This is a genomic window from Fusibacillus kribbianus (assembly GCF_030053595.1).
GTDB classification, from domain to species: domain Bacteria; phylum Bacillota; class Clostridia; order Lachnospirales; family Lachnospiraceae; genus Lientehia; species Lientehia kribbiana.
On record NZ_JASGBQ010000018.1, the window covers coordinates 1 to 21583 of the forward strand.

The 21583-nt window shown below is 50.2% G+C and carries 16 protein-coding genes, 2 tRNA genes and 2 other annotated features; of the genes, 16 read left to right on the top strand and 2 right to left on the bottom strand.

From position 1 onward, the window contains the following. The first annotated feature begins 354 nt into the window (after positions 1-354). The 7 genes from QJ036_RS09680 to QJ036_RS09715 all read left to right on the top strand — a co-directional run bounded on the left by QJ036_RS09680 (position 355) and on the right by QJ036_RS09715 (position 6137). Positions 355-425 (top strand) — tRNA-Gly (locus tag QJ036_RS09680). 161 nt (positions 426-586) lie between these two features. Continuing rightward, positions 587-1165 carry a 2-C-methyl-D-erythritol 2,4-cyclodiphosphate synthase gene (ispF, locus tag QJ036_RS09685; protein ID WP_283231186.1) on the top strand — a complete coding sequence of 193 codons (579 nt, stop codon included), beginning with the start codon at positions 587-589 and terminating at the stop codon, positions 1163-1165. 55 nt (positions 1166-1220) lie between these two features. Further along, positions 1221-1467: a binding site (T-box leader), on the top strand. Between the two features lie 39 nt (positions 1468-1506). Then, the gene (gene cysS / locus QJ036_RS09695; RefSeq protein ID WP_283231188.1) at positions 1507-2913 is read left to right on the top strand and encodes a cysteine--tRNA ligase; all 1407 of its coding nucleotides are present in this window, start codon (positions 1507-1509) and stop codon (positions 2911-2913) included. After that, positions 2898-3356 (top strand): Mini-ribonuclease 3, encoded by a 459-nt coding sequence (locus QJ036_RS09700; RefSeq protein ID WP_283231189.1) that lies wholly within the window; start codon positions 2898-2900, stop codon positions 3354-3356. The genes cysS and QJ036_RS09700 overlap by 16 nt, the downstream gene beginning before the upstream one ends. A 2-nt stretch (positions 3357-3358) precedes the next feature. After that, complete coding sequence (rlmB, locus tag QJ036_RS09705; protein WP_283231190.1) at positions 3359-4102, top strand: 23S rRNA (guanosine(2251)-2'-O)-methyltransferase RlmB; 744 nt, start codon at positions 3359-3361, stop codon at positions 4100-4102. Between the two features lie 15 nt (positions 4103-4117). Next, entirely contained in the window at positions 4118-5134 is a 1017-nt protein-coding gene (locus QJ036_RS09710) for a uroporphyrinogen decarboxylase family protein (RefSeq protein WP_283231191.1), read from the top strand. Next, positions 5118-6137 carry a Gfo/Idh/MocA family protein gene (locus QJ036_RS09715; protein WP_283231192.1) on the top strand — a complete coding sequence of 340 codons (1020 nt, stop codon included), beginning with the start codon at positions 5118-5120 and terminating at the stop codon, positions 6135-6137. The genes QJ036_RS09710 and QJ036_RS09715 overlap by 17 nt, the downstream gene beginning before the upstream one ends. A 134-nt stretch (positions 6138-6271) precedes the next feature. Here the strand turns inward: QJ036_RS09715 and QJ036_RS09720 are convergent. After that, positions 6272-6344 (bottom strand) — tRNA-Thr (locus tag QJ036_RS09720). 79 nt (positions 6345-6423) lie between these two features. Beyond that, positions 6424-7419, bottom strand: a complete 996-nt coding sequence (locus tag QJ036_RS09725) for a LacI family DNA-binding transcriptional regulator (protein ID WP_283231193.1) — start codon at positions 7417-7419, stop codon at positions 6424-6426. A 202-nt stretch (positions 7420-7621) separates the two neighbouring features. Here QJ036_RS09725 and QJ036_RS09730 point away from each other — a divergent pair, with 202 nt between their 5' ends. The 9 genes from QJ036_RS09730 (at position 7622) to QJ036_RS09770 (ending at position 21583) form a co-directional block, all read left to right on the top strand. Continuing rightward, positions 7622-8905, top strand: a complete 1284-nt coding sequence (locus QJ036_RS09730; protein WP_283231194.1) for a galactokinase — start codon at positions 7622-7624, stop codon at positions 8903-8905. A gap of 57 nt (positions 8906-8962) precedes the next feature. Continuing rightward, positions 8963-9955, top strand: coding sequence for a UDP-glucose 4-epimerase GalE (gene galE / locus QJ036_RS09735; RefSeq protein WP_283231195.1), 993 nt, complete (start codon positions 8963-8965; stop codon positions 9953-9955). 10 nt (positions 9956-9965) lie between these two features. Further along, positions 9966-11456 (top strand): UDP-glucose--hexose-1-phosphate uridylyltransferase, encoded by a 1491-nt coding sequence (gene galT / locus QJ036_RS09740; protein WP_283231196.1) that lies wholly within the window; start codon positions 9966-9968, stop codon positions 11454-11456. A gap of 78 nt (positions 11457-11534) precedes the next feature. Continuing rightward, the gene (gene buk / locus QJ036_RS09745) at positions 11535-12641 is read left to right on the top strand and encodes a butyrate kinase (RefSeq protein WP_283231197.1); all 1107 of its coding nucleotides are present in this window, start codon (positions 11535-11537) and stop codon (positions 12639-12641) included. 36 nt (positions 12642-12677) lie between these two features. After that, positions 12678-12924: a binding site (T-box leader), on the top strand. A 44-nt stretch (positions 12925-12968) separates the two neighbouring features. Further along, positions 12969-15383, top strand: a complete 2415-nt coding sequence (gene leuS / locus QJ036_RS09750) for a leucine--tRNA ligase (RefSeq protein WP_283231198.1) — start codon at positions 12969-12971, stop codon at positions 15381-15383. 212 nt (positions 15384-15595) lie between these two features. Continuing rightward, entirely contained in the window at positions 15596-17200 is a 1605-nt protein-coding gene (gene pckA / locus QJ036_RS09755; RefSeq protein ID WP_283231199.1) for a phosphoenolpyruvate carboxykinase (ATP), read from the top strand. A 267-nt stretch (positions 17201-17467) separates the two neighbouring features. Further along, positions 17468-19180, top strand: coding sequence for an ammonium transporter (locus QJ036_RS09760; RefSeq protein ID WP_283231200.1), 1713 nt, complete (start codon positions 17468-17470; stop codon positions 19178-19180). 86 nt (positions 19181-19266) lie between these two features. Beyond that, positions 19267-20253 carry an ornithine cyclodeaminase family protein gene (locus tag QJ036_RS09765; RefSeq protein ID WP_283231201.1) on the top strand — a complete coding sequence of 329 codons (987 nt, stop codon included), beginning with the start codon at positions 19267-19269 and terminating at the stop codon, positions 20251-20253. A 175-nt stretch (positions 20254-20428) separates the two neighbouring features. Then, positions 20429-21583, top strand: coding sequence for a transketolase C-terminal domain-containing protein (locus QJ036_RS09770; protein WP_283231202.1), 1155 nt, complete (start codon positions 20429-20431; stop codon positions 21581-21583).

Below are 21583 nucleotides of genomic sequence, written 5' to 3' on the forward strand. Positions count from 1 at the left end.
TTTTTATACCAAAAGATGCAGACTTGCTCAGAAATAGAAAAATTCATACAAAGAAACGCCAAAACCGACATTTGCCGGAGTTGGCGCTTCTTAATCAGGGACTTATTTTACAGCCCCTTTTTTTAAAATAAAGAGGGGTGCAGGGTATGATTTATGAGTTTTTTACGGGATCTTATGGGCTTTCAGGAAAACAGGGACTCTTACCTTTACAGATTGGAGCGCCGGCCTCGTGCGTCCTTGCTGTGTGTGCAGCTGCGGTGAGACAAGGGTCTGAAACATCTCCAGAATATAATTGATAAATATTAAATCCGCTGCTTGACTATTTGTCCGGCAGCGGATATAATACATTTGTGTGCGGATGTAGTTCATTGGTAGAACACCAGCTTCCCAAGCTGGATAGGCGGGTTCGATTCCCGTCATCCGCTTCAAGGGCCCGAAGAGTGAGGGCTTTTTTCTTTTGCAGCCGGTGAAAGAATGTGCAGATTCCGTCCTTGAAACCGGTTCTTTTTTAGGGGCGCCCTTGCCCAAGTATACCGGTATCTGGTATAATAGAAAAAACAGTCTGACCGGAAAGGATGGTTTTACTATGAGGATCGGAATGGGATACGATGTTCACCGGCTGACGGAGGGACGCGATCTGATATTGGGCGGTGTGAAGATTCCTTACGAGAAGGGGCTTCTCGGCCATTCGGACGCAGACGTTCTTCTGCATGCCATCATGGATGCAATTCTGGGAGCGGCGGCTCTGGGAGACATCGGGAAGCATTTCCCGGATACGGATGAGGCCTACCGAGGGATTTCCAGCCTGAAGCTTCTGGAAAAGGTCGGAGAGTTTCTGGAGGAGCACATGTATTTTGTGGGCAATATCGATGCGACAGTCATTGCCCAGCGGCCGAAGCTGGCTCCCTATCGGGAGGAAATGAGGAAGAATATTGCCGATGCGCTGCATATTTCCGTGAACCAGGTGAGCGTCAAGGCTACTACCGAGGAAGGGCTCGGCTTTACGGGAACAGGAGAGGGGATTTCCGCACAGGCGGTGGCACTTCTGGAGATGGCGGGCAATTACAGCTACGGCTATGACCCGATGGAACCGGAGACGGAGGGGGTTAGCGGCAGGATGGGCTGCCCTGGTGCAGATGGAGGCTGTCCCGGCTGCAGGCAGTGAGAAAATTGGGGTTGACAAATTCCAAAAAACTGCATAGACTGGAAAAAGAAACAGGTGAAAAGCTTTGAAGGAAAGAGTAATCCCGGAGGAAACAGCAGAGAGGATCCGTCACCGGCTGAAAGCGGATCTTGCAGAAACTGGGATGAAGTGCATTCCGGAGCTGGCAGGGCGATGGCAGTGCAGCGAGAAAGAGAGGCTGCAGCAGTAGTCCGGCACGGGTGGTTCCCGTTAAGAACCTTGAGTGAGACCTTTGACAGGTCTTATGAAGAGTGGAACCGCGGAGTTTTAGCTTCGTCTCTTTGGAGACGGAGCTTTTTTAATCATATGTAAGGAGGAAAGAAATGAAGATTTTCAATACGCTGTCAAAAACCAAGGAAGAGTTTGTCCCCCTGGAGCCGGGCAAGGTTAAGATGTATGTGTGCGGCCCTACCGTTTATAATTTCATCCATATTGGAAATGCCCGTCCCATGATCGTCTTTGATACGGTCAGGAGATATTTTGAGTATAAGGGCTATGAGGTCAACTATGTTTCCAATTTCACTGATGTGGACGATAAGATCATCAAGAAGGCCATTGAGGAGGGCGTGGATGCATCGGTGATCTCCGAGCGCTACATCGCTGAGTGCAAAAAGGACATGGAGGCCATGAATGTAAAGCCTGCCACCACCCATCCGCTGGCCACCCAGGAGATCTGCGGTATGGTCGAAATGATCGGAACTTTGATTGAAAAGGGTTATGCTTATGCCGTTTCTGACGGTACTGTGTATTTCCGGACAAGAAAATTCAAGGATTACGGCAAGCTGTCCCATAAAAATCTGGATGATCTTCAGTCCGGTTTCCGTGAGATCAAGGTGACCGGTGAGGAGAAGGAGGATTCCCTCGATTTTGTTCTCTGGAAACCCAAAAAGGATGGAGAACCCTTCTGGGAGTCTCCCTGGTGCAAGGGACGTCCCGGTTGGCACATTGAGTGCTCTGTTATGTCCAAGCGTTATCTGGGAGAAGAGATTGATATCCATGCCGGCGGAGAGGATCTGATCTTCCCTCATCACGAGAATGAGATTGCCCAGAGCGAGGCGGCCAACGGAAAGTCCTTCGCAAAATACTGGATGCACAATGCCTTCCTCAACATCGATAATAAGAAAATGTCCAAATCCCTTGGCAATTTCTTTACGGTCCGGGAGATCAGTGAAAAATATGACCTTCAGGTGCTCCGTTTCTTCATGCTTAGCGCTCATTACAGAAGCCCTCTGAATTTCAGCGCTGAGCTTATGGAGGCCTCCAAAAACGGTCTTACGAGAATCCTGACGGCAGTGGAACGTCTGAATGAGCTTCTGGCTGCTGCCTCCGGGGACGCGCTTACTGCAGATGAGCAGGCTGTCGCAGCACAGGTGAAGGAGTTTGTTGAGAAATATGAGGCAGCCATGGAGGATGACTTCAATACAGCAGATGCCATTTCTGCTGTCTTTGAGCTGGTGAAGCTTGCCAATACCTCTGTGGATGGACAGAGTACAAAGGCGCTGGTGGAATATGTGAAGAAAACCATTGATACGCTGTGCGATGTGCTGGGTATCATTACAGAAAAGAAGGAAGAGCTTCTGGATGCCGATATTGAGGCACTGATCGCAGAACGGCAGCAGGCGAGAAAGGATAAGAATTTTGCAAGAGCGGATGAGATCCGCGACACTCTGGCTGCAAAGGGTATTCTCCTCAAAGATACCAGAGAAGGCGTAAAATGGACGAGAGCATAAAAAACATGGATGGGATCCTGGCACAGGAAAGAGAACTGGTGGGCGGACGGGAGCTTGATATGCGGACCTATTCGCCCCTGACCCTGGCTTTTATCGGAGATGCCGTGTTCAGCCTGTATATCCGCACCGTTGTGGTGGGAAGAGGAAATACGGCTCCCGGAAAGCTTCATAAGCAGTGCAGCGAGCTTGTGAAAGCGGGGACCCAGTCGGCGATGATCCGCGGCATTTTTGAGGAACTTACCGATGAGGAGAAGAGCATTTATAAACGGGGAAGAAATGCTCAGGCCCCCAGCCGCGCCAAGAATGCATCCATGTCGGAATATCGTCACGCCACAGGTCTGGAGGCACTGTTCGGTTATCTGTATCTGACCGGACAGGGACAGCGGATGACTGAGCTGGTGGAAAAATGCCTGGAAAAGTATGAAAGCATTGAGGGAAAATGACTATGCGATACGAAGAGTTTGTAATAGAAGGAAGAAATGCGGTGCTGGAGGCGCTGCGTTCAGGAAAGACCGTGGATAAGCTGTTTCTTCTGAAAGGGTGTCAGGACGGTCCCATCTTAAGCATTGCCAGGCAGGCCAGAAAGGGAGACACCCTGATCCAGTATGTCCCCAGAGAACGGCTGGATCAGCTGTCCAGAACAGGAAAGCATCAGGGCGTGATTGCCTACGCGGCGGCCTACGAATACTCTACCGTGGAGGATATGCTTGAGCTGGCGAGGGAAAAGGGAGAGCCGCCCTTTTTATTCCTTTTGGACGGCATTGAGGATCCCCACAATCTGGGAGCCATCATCCGTACGGCCAATCTGGCCGGAGCTCATGGTGTGATCATCCCCAAACGGCGGGCAGCAGGGTTAACAGCAGTGGTTGCAAAGACCTCCGCAGGAGCCATCAATTATACACCGGTAGCGAAGGTGACCAACCTGACAGCTGTGATGGAGGAACTGAAAAAAACGGGGATGTGGTTTGTCTGCGCCGATATGGGCGGAGATATCATGTATGATTTGGATCTGACCGGTCCTATAGGACTTGTCATCGGCAATGAGGGAGAAGGAGTCAGCCGACTCGTGAAGGAGCGGTGCGATATGATCGCGTCCATTCCCATGAAGGGAGATATCGACTCTCTCAACGCATCGGTGGCAGCGGGAGTACTGGCCTATGAGGCCGTTAGACAAAGATTAAAAAAGTAGTGGGAGGAAAAACCAATGACACCTTATGAGAGAATTAGAGCCATGGTAAACAAGGAGTCGGTGGACAGACCCGGAGCCAGTGCCTGGAAGCATTTTCATGAGGAGGACCGTGTGGTAAACGACCTGGTCAAGAGAACGATTGCCTTTGAGGAGCAGAATCAGTGGGATTTTGTCAAGGTAATGGCCAATGGCGTGTATGTGCAGGATCAGTATGGAGCAGAGATCCAGTGGTCCAGAGACGGAATTGAATTTCCGGCGACGATCCGCCGGGTGATCAACAGCCCCAGAGGCTTCCGTGATCTGAAGATGGTAGATGTAACAACAGGCCCCATCCACAGAGAGGTGGAGGTCGTGAAGCGCCTGATGGATGTATACGGAGGAAAGGTGCCGGTGACGGCCACCGTTTTCACTCCTCTGACCTATGCGCAGGAGCTTTATAATGGCTGGCAGAATCCGTATCCTTTTGTGGATCTGGTCCGTTACTACGGCGATGATCTGAAGGAGGGCTTGAAGGTTCTGACTGAGCTTACATCAAAGATCATTGAAGAATTTGTGAAGGCCGGCGTGGATGGATTCTTTTATTCCACTCAGTTCGGCAACGACCTGCAGATGACACCGGAGCTCTATGATGAATTTGCGGTTTCCTCTGATCTGGAGGCTTTCCAGCCGGCTGTGGGCAACACCTGGTTTAATGTTCTTCATATTCATGGGGATTCCAACCTGTTCTTCGACAAATTCCTGGATTATCCCTTTGAAGCCTTCAACTGGCAGTCAACCATTTCCAATGTAACGTTAAAGGATGCGGCGGAAAAGACGGACAAGATCCTCATCGGCGGTCTGGAGAGAGAATATGATTTCCAGATCGAAGACAGAGACGAGTTAAAGGAGCATATCCGCAAGCTGGTAAAGGAAGCAGTGGCTTCCGTTCCTGCAAACCGTCTGATTCTGGCGCCGGGCTGTGCACTTCCCAACGATGTGCCGGAATTCCGCTTCAATGTGCTTCGTGAGGTGGTGGATGAGCTCTATGATTAATCTTGTGATCATCGGTACCGGCGACATTGCCCGAAAGCGCCATATCCCCGGTATTCTGCAGTCGGCGGATGCAAAGCTTTACGGCTTTTACAACAGAAGCGTAAAGAAATCCGAGGAGGCTGCAAAGACGTATGGAGGAAAGGCTTTTGCAAGTGAGGAAGAGATCTATGCTGATCCGGCGGTGGATGCGGTTTTGATCTCTACCCCGCCTGTTTCCCATAAGGCCCTTGCAGTGAAGGCCCTTCTGGCAGGACGCCATGTCCTCCTGGAAAAACCCATGTCTCTGACCGTGGAGGAGGCAGAGGCCATGAAGGAAGCCTCCGAAAAAACAGGGGCAAAATTGATGCTGCTTCATGTTCAGAGGTTCTATGAGCCTCACAGAAAAGCAAAAGAGCTTCTGGAACAGGGAGAGATCGGAAGGCTTTTGTCCATTCGGACATTTCTCGGGAACGGAGACGCCGATCCGGAAGCCTCCGTGGCAGTGCCGGGCTGGCAGGATGTGCTTTTCAATGTGGCGATCCATCGGATCGATCTGATTCGTTATCTGGTCGGCTCTGAGGTATCTCAGGTGTTTTGCCACAGAAGCAGCCTTCTGGGAATCGTATGTCCTGAGGACGGACAGAAGGAAGAGGACCATATGGTCGGACTTTTCCGGTTTGAAAACGGCGTGATGGGTACGATGATTTCAGCCAGGACCAGCTACGGAGGAGAAGACCGGTCCACGGTGCTTCTTGGTACGGAGGGGACGATTACCACCTATCTGGACGGCCACGGACTGGTGCTGGAAAAAAGGAACGGGGAGCGCAGGGTTTATGATCTGGAGGAAGGAAAAAATCAGAAAATCCTGGAGCTGACTGATATCCATGAACAGTTCTGCCGATGCATCGAGGAAGACACAGAGCCGGCTGTGACGGCAAAGGATGGTGTGGAATCGGTGAAGATTGCGGTGGCCATGGAAAGATCCGACAGGGAAAAACGCTGGGTCGGACTGGAAGAAGTATAAGAATTAATCGCATTGACGTTGTGCCTGCGGGATATCTCTTTTGAGATCGCCTGCAGGCATCTTTTCTCTGCACGAAAAAGACTTTTTGACAAAAAAATGGCACCCGGATTCTCCGGATACCATCTTCTGTACAGAGCTGGCGAGCAGACTCGAACTGCCGACCTCCTCATTACCAATGAGGTGCGCTACCACCTGTGCCACGCCAGCACTCTTTCCGCCGTTTCAGCGGCAACATGAATACTATACTATATAAATGAAAACTTGTCAACTATGAATTTGAGAAAAATTATTTTTTTTGACAGGAATCGCGGATCACCAGCCGGCAGGGCATTTTGATATGAAGAGCGGTGCCGGACGGTTCACGGAGAAGGTGGTAAACGATGCCTGCTCCGTACTGTCCCATTTCATAGGCGGGGGCGTGTACGGTTGTGAGCGGCGGGGATGTCATCTGGCATAAGCTGATGTCGTCAAAGCCGATCAGAGAAATATCGTCCGGTACCCGGAGCCCTTCTTCCCGCAGAGCCTTGAGCGCCCCCAGGGCAATGGGATCGCTGGCCGCAAAGACGGCGGTGGGAAGCTTTCCCGAGGAGATCAGCTCAAGCATCATCCGATAACCGGCTTCGCTGGAAAACTGTTCCTCCCTCAGATAGGGAACATAGCGGATGTCGTGGCTTTCGCAGTAATCGATAAAGGTCTTTTTGCGGCTGTCGGGAAAGAGCGTACCGTCGGCCAGATATTCCAGCCCGCCCAGATAGCCAATATCCCGGTGTCCCAGCTGATACAGATGATCAAGGGCATCTGTGACTGCCTGGTTAAAGTCCAGGGTAATGGAGGAGGTTTCCGGATCATGGGATGCCATGTCAATAAGCAGCAACGAATCAGTCAGCTTTTTAAACCGGAAAACCTCATCCTCGGTAAATTTTCCGATACAGATCAGACCATCCGCCTGGGAGAGCGATTCCATACAGTTCAGATCATTTTTGAAGGTGCGGATCACGTTCAGACAATTGGATGAGCAGAATTCTTCAATGCCCTGGCGGATGGAGAGGTAATAATTGTCCTCCAGCTCCTGCAGGGAAGAAAACCATTGGAGAATGCCCATGGTATAGGCAGATTTCATGCCGGCTTTCAGCTTTTTCCGGTAGCTTAACAGTCTGGCGGCTTCAAGCACCTTCTGTCTCGTTTCCGGGGAAACGGACAGGGACGGGTCGTTATTGAGGATTCTGGAGGCGGCGGCAGAGGAAACGCCGGCTTTGTCTGCGACATCCTTTAAAGTGGCCAAGGTGGCACCTCGCTTCCTTATATAGTGAGTAAAATATGGTCCTTTTCGATTATTATAGCAGAAGGTGAGAAAAATGCCAATGGAATTATTGAATTTTAGTAAAATACTGGAGTAAAATAAATAAAATAATTGGTAAATTAATGTTGAATATTTAGTAAAAATAAGATATACTGTTGGGAGAAGAGAACGCAGGAGGGTATTTATGAAGGAAGGAAAGGTATTTCTTGAGGAACTGAAAAAGGGAGCGTATGACGAACGTCTGCGGGCAATCTACGTGGATGAGACTTTGGTACCCGAACAGAGGGCACGGTATGAAAGGGCTGTTGAGAAATATGAGGAACTTTTCGGTCCCGGGGAGATCGAGATTTACAGTGCGCCCGGCCGCAGTGAGGTGGGAGGAAACCATACGGATCATCAGCATGGCATGGTCCTCGCCACTTCGGTCAATCTTGACGCGATTGCCATTGTGGGACTGAATGAAGACAACTGTATCCGGATCGTATCGGAGGGCTATGATATGATTACCGTAGAGCTTTCCGATCTGTCAAAAAAAGAGGAGGAGGAAGGAACCTCCGCAGGTCTGATCCGCGGTGTGGCGGCTGGTCTCCTTGAACAGGGGTTCCCGGTTAAGCAGGGCTTTCATGCCTACGTGACCAGCAATGTGCTCATCGGAGCAGGTCTGTCCTCGTCGGCGGCCTTCGAAGTCATCGTGGGGACTGTTATTTCCGGTCTGTTCCATGAGATGAAGATCAGTCCGGTGGAGATCGCAAAGGTTGCCCAGTTTGCAGAGAATGTATATTTTGGAAAGCCCTGCGGTCTGATGGATCAGATGGCCTGCTCTGTGGGAGGGCTGATCCACATCGATTTTGCCGATCCGAAGGCTCCTGTGGTCAACCGGGTTTCCGTGGACTTTGATTCATACCATTACAGCCTGTGCATTGTCGATACAAAGGGAAGCCACTCGGATCTGACGGAGGATTACGCGCAGATTCCCGGCGAGATGAAGGCGGTTGCCGCATATTTCGGAAAATCGGTTCTCCGGGAGGTGGACCGGCAGGAATTCTTTGCAAACATTGCGAAGATCCGACAGAAAACGGGAGACCGTGCGGTACTTCGTGCTATCCATTTTTATGCGGAGAATGAGCGGGCGCTGGCAGAGGCGGAGGCCCTTTCCGGAGGACAGTTTGATGAGTTCCTGAGACTGGTGAAGGAATCCGGCAATTCCTCCTTCCAGTTCCTTCAGAACGTCTATACCAGCCGTCATGTGGAGGAGCAGGGAGTTTCTATCGGTCTTGCAGTGAGTGAAAGCATTCTGGGGGATCATGGAGTATGCCGTGTCCATGGAGGCGGCTTTGCCGGAACTATACAGGCCTTTGTGAAAAATGATTTTGTCGGGGAATACAGGCGGGTGCTGGACAGCGTTTTCGGTGCAGGCTCCTGTCATGTGCTGAAGGTGCGGCCTTATGGAGGCATCCGTGTATTGTAAATAACGGTTTGAGGTTTATAAAAATATATGGCTTTTATTCGGGAAGGAAGGATAAGCATGAAGATTTTGGTATTAGGCGGTGCTGGCTACATCGGTTCCCACACGGTGTACGAGCTGATCGATGCAGGCAATGAGGTGGTTATTATTGATAATCTGGAAACGGGACACAGGGAGGCTGTTCATCCCCAGGCCAGGTTTTATCAGGGAGACCTGAGACACAGGGAGTTCGTGGATTCTGTTCTGGAGCAGGAGAAGAATATTGATGCAGTCATTCATTTTGCGGCCAATTCCCTGGTGGGAGAGAGCATGGTAAATCCTCTTAAATATTATGACAACAATCTCTGCGGCACCAAGGTCCTTTTGGAGAGCATGGTTGCCCACGGCCTTGATAAGATCGTATTTTCCTCCACGGCTGCCACCTATGGTGAGCCGGAAAAGATCCCCATTGAGGAGACGGACAGGACAGAACCGACCAACACTTATGGTGAGACCAAACTGTCCATGGAGAAAATGTTCAAATGGACCGGTCTGGCCCATGGGCTCCGATTTGTATCACTTCGGTATTTTAATGCGTGCGGTGCCCATGTGAGCGGAAGGATCGGAGAAGCCCATGATCCGGAAAGCCATCTGATCCCGCTGATCCTTCAGGTGCCCAACGGGCAGCGGGAGGCCATCAGCATTTTCGGTGACGATTACGACACCAAAGACGGAACCTGTGTCCGCGATTATATTCATGTGACGGATCTGGCTCAGGCTCATATTCTGGCCGTGGATTACCTGATGAAGGGCGGAAAAAGCGATATCTTCAATCTGGGCAACGGCGTAGGCTTTACGGTCAGGGAAGTGGTGGAGACCGCACGGAAAGTAACCGGAGATCCCATCAAGGCTGTTATATCTCCCAGGCGTGCAGGGGATCCGGCGAGACTGATCGCTTCCAGTGAAAAGGCAAAGAGGGTACTGGGCTGGAAGCCGGAACACGCGGATCTGGAGGAGATCATTGCGACGGCATGGAACTGGCACAGAAATCATCCTCACGGTTATGCGGAATAAGGAGGCAGTCATGATAAATGAAGCGGTGAAAAAGCTGGTGACCTATGGGCTGGAAACAGGTCTCATTGAGAACGAGGATGTCATTTATACAACAAATGCGATCCTGGAGACACTGGGGATTTCTGAGTATGAGGAGCCTGCATCGGAATGGCAGAATGTGGAGCTGGAGCCGGTTTTGAAGGAGCTTCTGGACTACGCCTGTGATGCGGGTCTGATTGAGAACAACATTGTCAGCCGGGATCTGTTTGATACAAAACTTATGTCCAGACTGGTGGCAAGACCAAGTGCAGTCATTGGAAAATTCCGGGAGCTTTATGAGGAAAGTCCGGAGAAGGCAACGGATTTTTATTACAGATTCAGTCAGGATACGGACTATATCCGTCGTTATCGGGTGAAAAAGGACTTAAAATGGAAATCAGATACTCCATACGGAGAGATGGACATTACCATCAATCTGTCCAAACCGGAAAAGGATCCCAGAGCCATCGCGGCGGCAAAGGCTGCAAAGCAGAGCGGCTATCCCAAATGTCTGCTCTGCATGGAAAATGAAGGCTATGCAGGACGCCTCAATCATCCGGCCAGACAGAATCACCGGATCATTCCGGTGACAGTCAATGGTCATCCCTGGGGTTTTCAGTATTCCCCTTATGTGTATTATAACGAACACTGCATTGTCTTTAATAAAGAGCATACGCCTATGCAGATCAATCGGGACACTTTTTCCAAGCTTCTGGATTTTGTGAGACAGTTCCCGCATTATTTCGTGGGCTCCAATGCAGATCTTCCTATTGTCGGCGGTTCTATCCTGAGCCATGATCACTTCCAGGGCGGCCATTATGAGTTTGCCATGGCAAAAGCACCTGTAGAGGAACCGGTGACGATTCACGGCTTCGGGGATGTGAAGGCAGGAATTGTGAAATGGCCCATGTCCGTCATCCGACTTCAGTCCACGGATACAACACGGCTGGTGGAGACGGCAGATCATATTCTGAGTGGCTGGCGGTCCTATACCGATGAGGAAGCGTTTATCTATGCAGAGACAGAGGGAGAGCCTCACAATACGATCACACCCATTGCAAGAAAACGGGGAGATCAGTATGAGCTGGATCTGGTGCTGCGGAATAATATTACCACGAAGGAGCATCCCCTCGGGGTTTATCATCCTCATAAGGAACTTCATCATATCAAAAAAGAGAACATCGGTCTCATCGAGGTGATGGGTCTGGCAGTGCTTCCTGCAAGACTGAAGGGAGAGATGGAGAAGCTGGCAGACGCTATCGTCACAGGACAGGATCTTCGGGCGGATGAGGCAACGGAGAAACACGCCGATTGGGCGGAGGAGTTTCTGAAAAAATATTCTGATGTAAACATAGAAAATGTCCATGAGATCCTTTATAAAGAGATCGGCATCGTCTTCAGCCGGGTGTTGGAGGATGCAGGGGTCTATAAGAGAACACCGGAGGGCAGAAGGGCATTTCGGAAGTTTATAGAAAGCCTGTAAGTATGCTTGACGGGAGGGGAAACGAGCGCTAAAATGAGTTGGGTAGATCTGGTATAACGGAAAGGAACGGATACGACTATGAATACTTACAGAATTTTAGTGATAAATCCCGGTTCTACGTCAACGAAGCTTTCCATGTTTGAAAATGAAAAGTGTCTCTTTACGCAGGATGTGTTTCATGATTCGTCAGTGTTGAAGGAGTTTCTGACGATCAATGATCAGCTCCCTTACCGGATGGAAGTGGTCAGAAGTTTTTTGAAGGATGGAGCAATCGATCTGCATGGAGTGGATGCGATTGTTGGAAGAGGCGGCGGATGCTATTCTGTGACCGGTGGCGTCTACAGGATCGACGACTGTCTCATTGAAGATACAAGGATGGCCAGAGGAGGGCTGTATCATTCTTCCATGCTGGGGGTTCAGATGGCAGCGGAGCTGAACCGGGAGTACGGAGGAATCATGCTGATGATGGATCCGCCGGTGGTGGATGAGCTCTGCGATCTGGCAAGAGTCACCGGAGTGGACGGTGTTTACAGAACAGCAGTTTCCCACGCATTGAATCTGAAGGCGACGGCCAGAAAGCATGCAGCCTCCATCGGACGGCGCTATGAGGACTGCAACTTTATTGTCTGCCATATTGATGGAGGTATTTCTGTTACAGCCCACCAAAAGGGACGGATGATCGACGGAAATGATGCCGGAGGCGGGGAAGGTCCCTTTACTCCCACGCGTATGGGATCCATGGCAGTGACGGATGTGCTCCGGCTTCTGGACAGTAAAACACGGGAGGAATTTAAATCTCTCTGCAGTCAGACCGGTGGCTTTGGCAGCTATTACGGGACCTCCAATTCGGACTATATCCATGAGCTGGTGAAAGCAGGAGATAAGAAGGCTGTGCGTATCTGGCGTGCAATGATTTATCAGGTGATCAAGTATATCGGATCCATGAGTACCGTTCTGAAGGGAGAGGTGGATGGAATTCTGCTGACCGGCGGTCTGCTCCGTTTCCCGGATGTGGAGGAGCAGATAAAGGAGAGCTGCCAGTGGATCGCGCCGGTAACTGCTTATCCCGGAGAGTTCGAGCAGGAAGCGATGGCTTTGGGAGCACTGCGGGTCCTGCGGGGCGAGGAAGAGGCCAGAACCTATACGGGAAAGCCAGTGTGGGATGGCTTTGAGGATGATGCTTGACAAATGAAAAGCCATGCGCTAATATTATTCCATATGAGAAAAACGCAGAAGAGAAGGAGTAGGGCTTTATAAGGCATCAGAGAGCTGCCGGGTGGTGAGAGGCAGTGCCGGATGAGTCTGAACTGGTCTCAGAGTTCCGCATCTGAACCGGCTGCGGCAGAAAACAGACTGCCGGAGGAGCCAGAGTAGGAGGCGGCGGGATTTCCCGTTACAGAATCAATGAGTGCACAGCACGAGGCTGTGAAGTAGAGTGGTACCGCGAATGAAGCCCTTCGTCTCTATGGCAGAGAGGAAGGGCTATATTTATTGAGAAAGGACGTAGTAACCATGGCAATCCCTTATAATCATAAGGAAATCGAAAAGAAATGGACGAAGAAATGGGAAGAAGATCCCATCAATGTCAATGACGGCAAAAAACCGAAATATTATTGTCTGGATATGTTCCCTTATCCGTCAGGCAACGGCCTTCACGTGGGACATTGGAGAGGCTATGTGATCTCTGATGTATGGAGCCGTTATAAGATGATGAAGGGATATTACATCATTCATCCCATGGGCTGGGATGCTTTCGGTCTTCCGGCGGAAAACTATGCGATCAAGATGGGCGAGCATCCGGCAAAATCTACTGCGGACAATATCAACCGGATCCGTGAGCAGATCAAGCAGATCGCAGCAGTGTATGACTGGGATATGGAGGTCAATACCACCGACCCCAGTTTCTACAAATGGACGCAGTGGATTTTTGTGAAGATGTTTAAGGCGGGCCTTGCCTATGAAAAGGAAATGCCCATCAACTGGTGCCCTTCCTGTAAGACAGGTCTGGCCAACGAAGAGGTCGTAAACGGCTGCTGTGAGCGCTGCGGTGCGCCGGTGACTAAGAAGAACCTGAAGCAGTGGATGCTCAAGATCACAGCCTATGCAGATCGCCTTCTGAACGACCTTGACAAGCTTGATTGGCCGGAGAAGGTAAAGAAGATGCAGACCGACTGGATCGGAAAATCCTACGGTGCTGAGATCGATTTCCAGGTGGACGGCAGAGAGGATTCCATCCGGGTTTATACCACCCGTCCCGATACTCTGTACGGTGCAACCTTTATGGTTCTGGCTCCTGAACACGCTATGGCTGCAGGCCTTGCAACGGCAGAGCAGAAGAAGGCAGTTGATGATTACATTTTCCAGGCTTCCATGAAGTCCAATGTGGATCGTCTTCAGGATAAGGAAAAGACCGGTGTGTTTACCGGAAGCTATGCCATCAATCCCATCAACGGTGCCAAGATTCCGATCTGGCTGTCGGATTATGTTCTGGCAGATTACGGTACCGGTGCCATTATGTGTGTACCTGCCCATGATGAGAGAGACTTTGATTTTGCTAAAAAATTCGGCATTCCGATCATTCAGGTTATTTCTCCTGACGGAAAGGAGAATTCGGATCTGAAAGAGGCTTATGTGAACCCCGGCGTGATGATCAACTCCGGCGAGTTCAATGGAATGAATTCGGAGGAAGCCAAGGCAAAGGTTCCCGACATTATGGAACAGAGAGGTCTTGGCAAGAAAACCACCCAGTACAAGCTTCGTGACTGGGTATTCTCCAGACAGCGTTACTGGGGTGAGCCGATCCCCATTGTACACTGCGAGAAGTGCGGCTGTGTGCCTGTACCGGAGGAGGAGCTTCCTCTGCTTCTTCCCGATGTGGAATCCTATCAGCCGACCGGTACAGGAGAATCTCCGCTGGCAGCCATTGATGAGTGGGTGAATACGACCTGCCCTGTCTGCGGACGTCCTGCCAAGAGAGAGACCAATACCATGCCTCAGTGGGCAGGTTCCTCCTGGTATTTCCTCCGTTATGTCGACAACAAGAATGATAAGGAGCTGGTTTCCAAAGAAAAAGCAGACAAGTATCTGCCTGTGGATATGTATATCGGCGGTGTGGAGCATGCGGTTTTACATCTTCTGTATTCCAGATTCTATACTAAGTTCCTCTACGACATCGGTGTAGTAGACTTTGACGAGCCCTTTAAAAAGCTGTTCAATCAGGGTATGATCACCGGAAAGAACGGTATCAAGATGAGTAAATCCAAGGGAAATGTGGTTTCTCCTGACGATCTGGTACGGGACTATGGCTGCGATTCTCTGAGAATGTATGAGCTGTTTGTTGGTCCGCCGGAACTGGATTCCGAGTGGGATGAGAGAGGCATCGACGGCGTAAACCGTTTCCTGAACCGTTTCTGGAACCTGGTTATGGATAACAAGGATGCAGATATGACTCCCACCAAGGAGATGGAGAAGCTTCGCCATAAGATGATTTACGATATCACCACCCGTCTGGAAAGCTTCAGCCTGAATACCGTAGTCAGCGGATTCATGGAATATAACAACAAAATGATCGATCTGGCAAAGAAGAACGGCGGCATGGATAAGAAGACCCTTGAGACAGCCGTGACCCTTCTGGCACCCTTCGCCCCTCATATCTGCGAAGAGCTGTGGAGCCAGCTTGGTCATGAGACCAGCGTATTTGTTGACAATACATGGCCGGAATGCGACGAAAGCAAGATGGCTGACGATGAGAAGGAGATTGCAGTTCAGATGAACGGCAAGACCCGCTGCGTTGTAACGCTTCCTGTGGATATTGACAAGGAGAGCGCTCTCAAGGCAGGTAAGGAAGCACTGGGAGATAAGCTGTCCGGAACGATCGTCAAGGAAATTTATGTACCCGGCAGGATCATCAACATTGTAGTAAAATAAAGATTGCGAACAAGAAGGGAAGCCGTTGCAAAACAAGCAATGGCTTCTTTTTTTGAGTCCATGATAAAAAGTTTGTGATTTTTTTGTTGATTTTCTTTGATAAACATGTATAATGTAATTTAGGTAAGTAGGGATTCTACTTTAGAAACCTATAACTCCTGCATTTGCAGCTAGTTATCATACAATCATCAAAGAAAAGAGGTAAATGTGAAATGGCAGTAATTGATTTAACCAAGTATGGCATTACCGGAACTACAGAGATTGTTCATAATCCTTCTTATGAGCTTTTGTTCGAAGAAGAAACAAAACCCGGTCTGGAGGGCTTTGACAAAGGTCAGGTCAGCGAGCTGGGCGCTGTTAATGTAATGACAGGCGTTTATACCGGACGTTCTCCTAAAGATAAGTTCATCGTTATGGATGAAAACTCCAAGGATACCGTATGGTGGACCTCTGATGAGTACAAGAATGACAACCATCCCGCAAGTCCTGAGACCTGGGCTGCTGTAAAGAAGATCGCTCAGGAAGAGCTGTCCGGCAAGAAGCTCTACGTTGTAGATGCTTTCTGCGGTGCCAACAAGGATACCCGCATGGCTATCCGTTTCATCATGGAAGTAGCTTGGCAGGCTCATTTCGTAAAGAATATGTTCATTGCTCCCACTGAGGAAGAGCTTGCAAACTTCGAGCCTGATTTCGTTGTTTACAATGCTTCCAAGGCTAAGGTTGAGAATTACAAGGAGCTTGGTCTGAACTCCGAGACTGCTGTTGTATTTAACATCACAAGCCGCGAGCAGGTTATTATCAACACCTGGTACGGCGGTGAGATGAAGAAGGGTATGTTCTCCATGATGAACTACTATCTGCCTCTGAAGGGCATTGCTTCCATGCACTGCTCCGCAAATACAGATATGAACGGCGAGAACACCGCAATCTTCTTCGGTCTTTCCGGTACCGGCAAGACCACCCTTTCCACAGATCCCAAGCGTCTGCTGATCGGTGATGATGAGCACGGCTGGGACGACAACGGCGTGTTCAACTTTGAGGGCGGCTGCTATGCAAAGGTTATCAACCTGGACAAAGAGTCTGAGCCCGACATCTACAATGCCATCAAGCGCAACGCACTCCTTGAGAACGTTACTCTGGATGCTGACGGAAAGATCGACTTCGCTGACAAGAGCGTGACTGAGAATACCCGTGTATCTTATCCGATCAACCATATTGAGAATATTGTACGTCCTGTATCCTCTGCTCCGGCAGCAAAGAATGTGATCTTCCTGTCTGCAGATGCGTTCGGCGTACTTCCTCCCGTATCTGTTCTGACTCCCGAGCAGACCCAGTACTACTTCCTGTCCGGATTTACTGCAAAGCTGGCTGGTACAGAGCGCGGTATCACTGAGCCTACTCCTACCTTCTCCGCTTGCTTCGGCCAGGCTTTCCTGGAGCTGCATCCTACCAAGTATGCAGAAGAGCTGGTTAAGAGAATGGAGAAGAGCGGTGCCAAGGCTTACCTTGTAAACACCGGCTGGAACGGAACCGGCAAGCGTATCTCCATCAAGGATACCCGTGGCATCATCGATGCGATCCTGAATGGCGATATCAAGAATGCACCCACCAAGAAGATCCCTTACTTCAACTTCGAAGTACCTACCGAGCTCCCCGGTGTTGATCCTGCAATCCTGGATCCCCGCGATACCTATGCTGATCCTTCCGAGTGGGAGACCAAGGCACAGGATCTGGCCGGCAGATTCATCAAGAACTTCGCAAAATACGAAGGCAATGCAGCAGGCAAGGCACTTGTATCCGCAGGTCCTCAGAAATAAAATATGCTTTTTTGAGAAGGCGGCGCCGTCAGGCGCCGTCTTTTGCGCCTGTAAATTTTGATGAAATTTTCGTGGGAAAACAGAAAAACCGGGGCGCATTTCACAAAAATGCGAAAAGGGACATAAAAATGATTGACGCGTATAATTTTATAAGGTAAAATGCACACAAATAACAAGGGCGTTACGGAAGCGATTCCGCAGCGTCCTTTTTGTTTTCGAGAGCTGCCATGGAAACTCTCAGATCAAAATGGTAGAGGAGGAACGAGTATGACAGAATTTATGGAAGCAGCGAGTGGTTTGACCTTCGGAGTCTGGTTTTTGATCGGTGCAGCACTGGTGTTCTTTATGCAGTGCGGGTTTGCCATGGTGGAGGCCGGGTTTACGAGAGCGAAAAATGCCGGCAACATCATTATGAAGAACCTGATGGATTTTTGTATCGGTTCTGTGGTCTTTGTGACTTTGGGTTCCGGGCTGATGCTGGCGGAGGATTATATTGCCGGCGTTATCGGTATGCCCAACCTTGATATTTTTACCAACTGGGAAAACTATAACTGGTCGTCCTTTGTGTTTAACCTGGTGTTTTGCGCAACAGCGGCTACCATCGTTTCCGGAGCCATGGCAGAACGGACAAAATTCAGTGCCTACTGTATTTACAGCGCCGTGATCAGCGCTGTGGTATACCCCATTGAGGCCGGCTGGGTGTGGAATACGCAGGGCTGGCTTTATCAGCTGGGATTCATTGATTATGCAGGATCAGCTGCCATTCATATGGTAGGCGGTGTTACCGCTTTGATCGGCGCCGCTCTTTTAGGTCCCCGAATCGGAAAGTATTATGTGGATGAAAGCGGCAAAAAGCAGGCGAGAGCCATTCCGGGCCACTCCGTTACCATCGGAGCCCTCGGTGTGTTTATTCTTTGGTTTGGCTGGTATGGCTTCAACGGCGCAGCGGCCACCGATATGGCGACCCTCGGAAAAATATTTGTGACAACCACATTGGCTCCGGCCTTTGCCTCCTGTGCTACCATGGCTTACACCTGGATCAAGAATGGAAAGCCGGATGTGTCCATGACCCTGAACGGTTCTCTGGCTGGTCTGGTAGCCATAACAGCCGGATGCGCTAACGTAGATGCCCTGGGATCCATCATCATTGGAATCGTGGCAGGTATCTGGGTCGTGGTCATTGTGGAAGTTCTGGATCTGAAGCTTCATATTGATGATCCGGTTGGCGCCGTAGGCGTACACTTTGGAAATGGACTTTGGGGAACTCTGGCTGTAGGCCTGTTCGCCACCGACGGCGGTCTTTTCTATGGCGGCGGGTTCCGGCTTCTGGGTATTCAGGCCCTCGGTGTGGCTGCCATTCTGTCTTATACGGTAGTACTTATGACGATCGTATTTCTTCTGATCCGGAAATTCCATGGTCTGCGTGTATCGGAGGAGGAAGAGATCGGCGGTTTGGATTCTTATGAGCATGGTCTGGAAAGTGCTTATGCAGGCTTTTCCTTTGTGGCAGAGCCTGTTCCCGGAGAAGCCATGCCGGAGACAGCTGCTGCGGCAGAGCCGAAGGTCACTGTTATTTCAAAATCAACAGAAGCTGTTTCGGAACAGGGCAGTGGCTGCAAGATGACAAAGATCGATATTATCTGCAAAGAATCGCGGTTTGAAGCGTTAAAGAGTGCCATGAACAGCATAGGAGTCACCGGTATGACGGTTACCAAGGTTCTCGGCTGCGGAATTCAGAAGGGCAAGGATACCTACTATCGTGGTGTTAAAATGGAATCCATGGATCTGAAGCCCAAGGTACAGATCGAGATCGTAGTATCCAGTGTTCCCGTAAGAACTGTGATCGAGGCTGCAAAGAAGGTGCTCTATACAGGTAAGATCGGAGACGGAAAGATCTTCGTATACGATGTGGAAAACGTAATAAAGGTTAGAACCGGTGAGGAGGGCTACGATGCTCTTCAGGGAGACGACCAGTTCTGATCCTGCTTTTCCTTGACAGATGCTTCGGAAAACGGCACAATATAATAGGAAGAAATCCGAAGCAAATGTAAGGGAGGAGAGTATTAATGGACATCGGGAGAGAGGTGCTTTATCTGAGTCAGGCTGACGTGAAGGCTGTGGGGCTCACGATGAAGGACTATATTGATACCATGGAGGAGGCGCACAGGGATAAGGGAAACGGAGACATCGTCATGCCTCCCAAGATTACCGTGCAGCCAAATCCGGATCTGTTTATGCTGGGCATGGGCTGTGCAGTGAACCGGACAAAGGCGGCAGGCATTAAGTGGCTGTCCGGCTGTGCCACAAACCGGGACAAAGGGCTTCCACGGTTCACTGGTTTCGTCATTATCAATGATATGGAGACAGGAGCTCCGGTCTGTATTATGGATGCCACTTATGTGACTGCTATGCGGACGGCGGCTGTCAGCGGCCTGGCTCTTCGGTATCTGGCCAATCAGGACAGTGAGACAGTGGGGGTTTACGGCTGCGGCATGGAGGGACGGACCAATCTGGAGGCCGCTCTGTGTGAATGCCCCGGGATCCGGAAGGTGTATGCCTGGGCGCCCAGAGCAGTGACAGTCGATGCCTATGTGAAGGAGATGAGCGAACGGTTCCCGGAGGTGTCCATAGAGGCCTGCCGGGATCCGGAGAAGGTCATGCGGGAAGCAGATATCTTTCTCGGAAGCTCGCCGGTGACACATGGGGATGAGTTTAAGCTGGTGAAGGCGGACTGGCTGAAGCCGGGGCTCACAGCAGTTCCCGTCAATGCAGAATCGCATTTTTACGATGAGGCAGTGGAACAGTTTGACAAGATTTATATCGACGATACGACCATGTATGATCTTTGCAGAAGCATCGGCCATTACAGGACCCTGAGGGAGACGCCGCCGGAGCTTTCTGCACTGGTAACAGGAAGGGCTCCGGGACGGGAGCGAAAAGAGGAGCGGATCATTACCTTTACCGAGGGGATCGGACTCAACGATGTGGCCTGCGGGGAGAAGATCTTCCGTCTTGCCATGGAAAAGAAAATCGGAACAATGCTTCCTTTATAGGAAGAAACTGGGATGCAGTCCATATTCTGGGCTGCATCCTGTCTGATTTGACGAAAGACGGAAAGATCTTTAAAAGAAAATTGTGAATAATGCTTGACGTGGAATTGTCGACAATATATAATGTACAAAAGAGAACAATTCGGGTGATACCCGTTAACGAGAAAGGAGAACTTATATGCCAGTCGTAAAAGCATCAAAGGATCGTGTAAAAACCGGTGTACATTTTATGCTGGGGAATTACGCACTTGTAGAAGGCGCCATCAGTGCCGGATGTAATTTCTTTGGCGGTTATCCCATTACACCTGCCAACGAAATTTCAGAGAGGATGTCACAGAGACTCCCGGAGGTGGGCGGCAAGTTTGTACAGGGCGAGGACGAGCTCTTTTCCATTTTTGCATGTACCGGTGCATCTTTGGCAGGCGGTAAGGTTATGACGGCTACGGCAAGTGCCGGTTATAACTATATGCAGGAGGGCCTTGGCTACGCTTACACCATCGAGGCTCCGCTGGTCGTGGCAGACGTACAGAGATGCCGCGGTGAGAACTATGCCAGCCAGGCAGACGTATATCAGATGAGATACGGCGCCAGCGGCGATTATGAAGCTATTGTTGTATGTCCTTCTTCTGTACAGGAGCTCTATGATTATACCATCTGGGCCTTCAACCTGGCAGAAGAATACAGAAACCCCGTTATCATCATGTCCGAGACGACCATCGCCCTGATGCGTGAGCGTCTTGATATTCCTGAGGCATCTCAGATCGACCTTTACAACAGAAATTATACTACCCTGTCACCGGAGGAGTATCAGCCCTTCGCAGCGCCTGAGTTTGGCTGCCCTGATTTTGCACCTCTGGGAGAGGGCTACAAGACGATCTACTCCCTGAATCCCCACGATGAAAAGGGAAGCATCGACTGGGATCCCGTTGTATTTGACAGACTGTATAAGAGAGTATGCGGAAAGATTCGTGAAAACGCGGACAAGATCTGCCGTACTGAGACCTTTATGATGGATGATGCAGACTATGCCATCGTTGCTTATGGCAGCGAGGTTCGTCCCTCCATCGAGGCTGCTGAAAAGGCAAGAGAGTGCGGAATCAAGGTTGGCGTTCTCAAGCTCTGCAACGTATGGCCCGTTCCGGAAAAGGCCATTGCTGAGGTGGCAAAGAATGTTTCCAAGATCTTTGCAGTGGAAATGAACATGGGCAAGTATGTCAATGAGATCGCAAGAGTGGCAAACGGTGCATGCGAGGTCATTCCCGTAACCAAGAATCTGGGTCTTGTACATACCGGCTATGAGATTTTAGAAGAGATCAAGAAGGGGGTTAAATAA

What these genes read in the sequence shown, in the direction of transcription:
- ispF (WP_283231186.1), top strand. Translation starts at nt 587, where the DNA reads ATGAGGATCGGAATGGGATACGATGTTCACCGGCTGACGGAGGGACGC.
- cysS (WP_283231188.1), top strand. Translation starts at nt 1,507, where the DNA reads ATGAAGATTTTCAATACGCTGTCAAAAACCAAGGAAGAGTTTGTCCCC.
- QJ036_RS09700 (WP_283231189.1), top strand. Translation starts at nt 2,898, where the DNA reads ATGGACGAGAGCATAAAAAACATGGATGGGATCCTGGCACAGGAAAGA.
- rlmB (WP_283231190.1), top strand. Translation starts at nt 3,359, where the DNA reads ATGCGATACGAAGAGTTTGTAATAGAAGGAAGAAATGCGGTGCTGGAG.
- QJ036_RS09710 (WP_283231191.1), top strand. Translation starts at nt 4,118, where the DNA reads ATGACACCTTATGAGAGAATTAGAGCCATGGTAAACAAGGAGTCGGTG.
- QJ036_RS09715 (WP_283231192.1), top strand. Translation starts at nt 5,118, where the DNA reads ATGAGCTCTATGATTAATCTTGTGATCATCGGTACCGGCGACATTGCC.
- QJ036_RS09730 (WP_283231194.1), top strand. Translation starts at nt 7,622, where the DNA reads ATGAAGGAAGGAAAGGTATTTCTTGAGGAACTGAAAAAGGGAGCGTAT.
- galE (WP_283231195.1), top strand. Translation starts at nt 8,963, where the DNA reads ATGAAGATTTTGGTATTAGGCGGTGCTGGCTACATCGGTTCCCACACG.
- galT (WP_283231196.1), top strand. Translation starts at nt 9,966, where the DNA reads ATGATAAATGAAGCGGTGAAAAAGCTGGTGACCTATGGGCTGGAAACA.
- buk (WP_283231197.1), top strand. Translation starts at nt 11,535, where the DNA reads ATGAATACTTACAGAATTTTAGTGATAAATCCCGGTTCTACGTCAACG.
- leuS (WP_283231198.1), top strand. Translation starts at nt 12,969, where the DNA reads ATGGCAATCCCTTATAATCATAAGGAAATCGAAAAGAAATGGACGAAG.
- pckA (WP_283231199.1), top strand. Translation starts at nt 15,596, where the DNA reads ATGGCAGTAATTGATTTAACCAAGTATGGCATTACCGGAACTACAGAG.
- QJ036_RS09760 (WP_283231200.1), top strand. Translation starts at nt 17,468, where the DNA reads ATGACAGAATTTATGGAAGCAGCGAGTGGTTTGACCTTCGGAGTCTGG.
- QJ036_RS09765 (WP_283231201.1), top strand. Translation starts at nt 19,267, where the DNA reads ATGGACATCGGGAGAGAGGTGCTTTATCTGAGTCAGGCTGACGTGAAG.
- QJ036_RS09770 (WP_283231202.1), top strand. Translation starts at nt 20,429, where the DNA reads ATGCCAGTCGTAAAAGCATCAAAGGATCGTGTAAAAACCGGTGTACAT.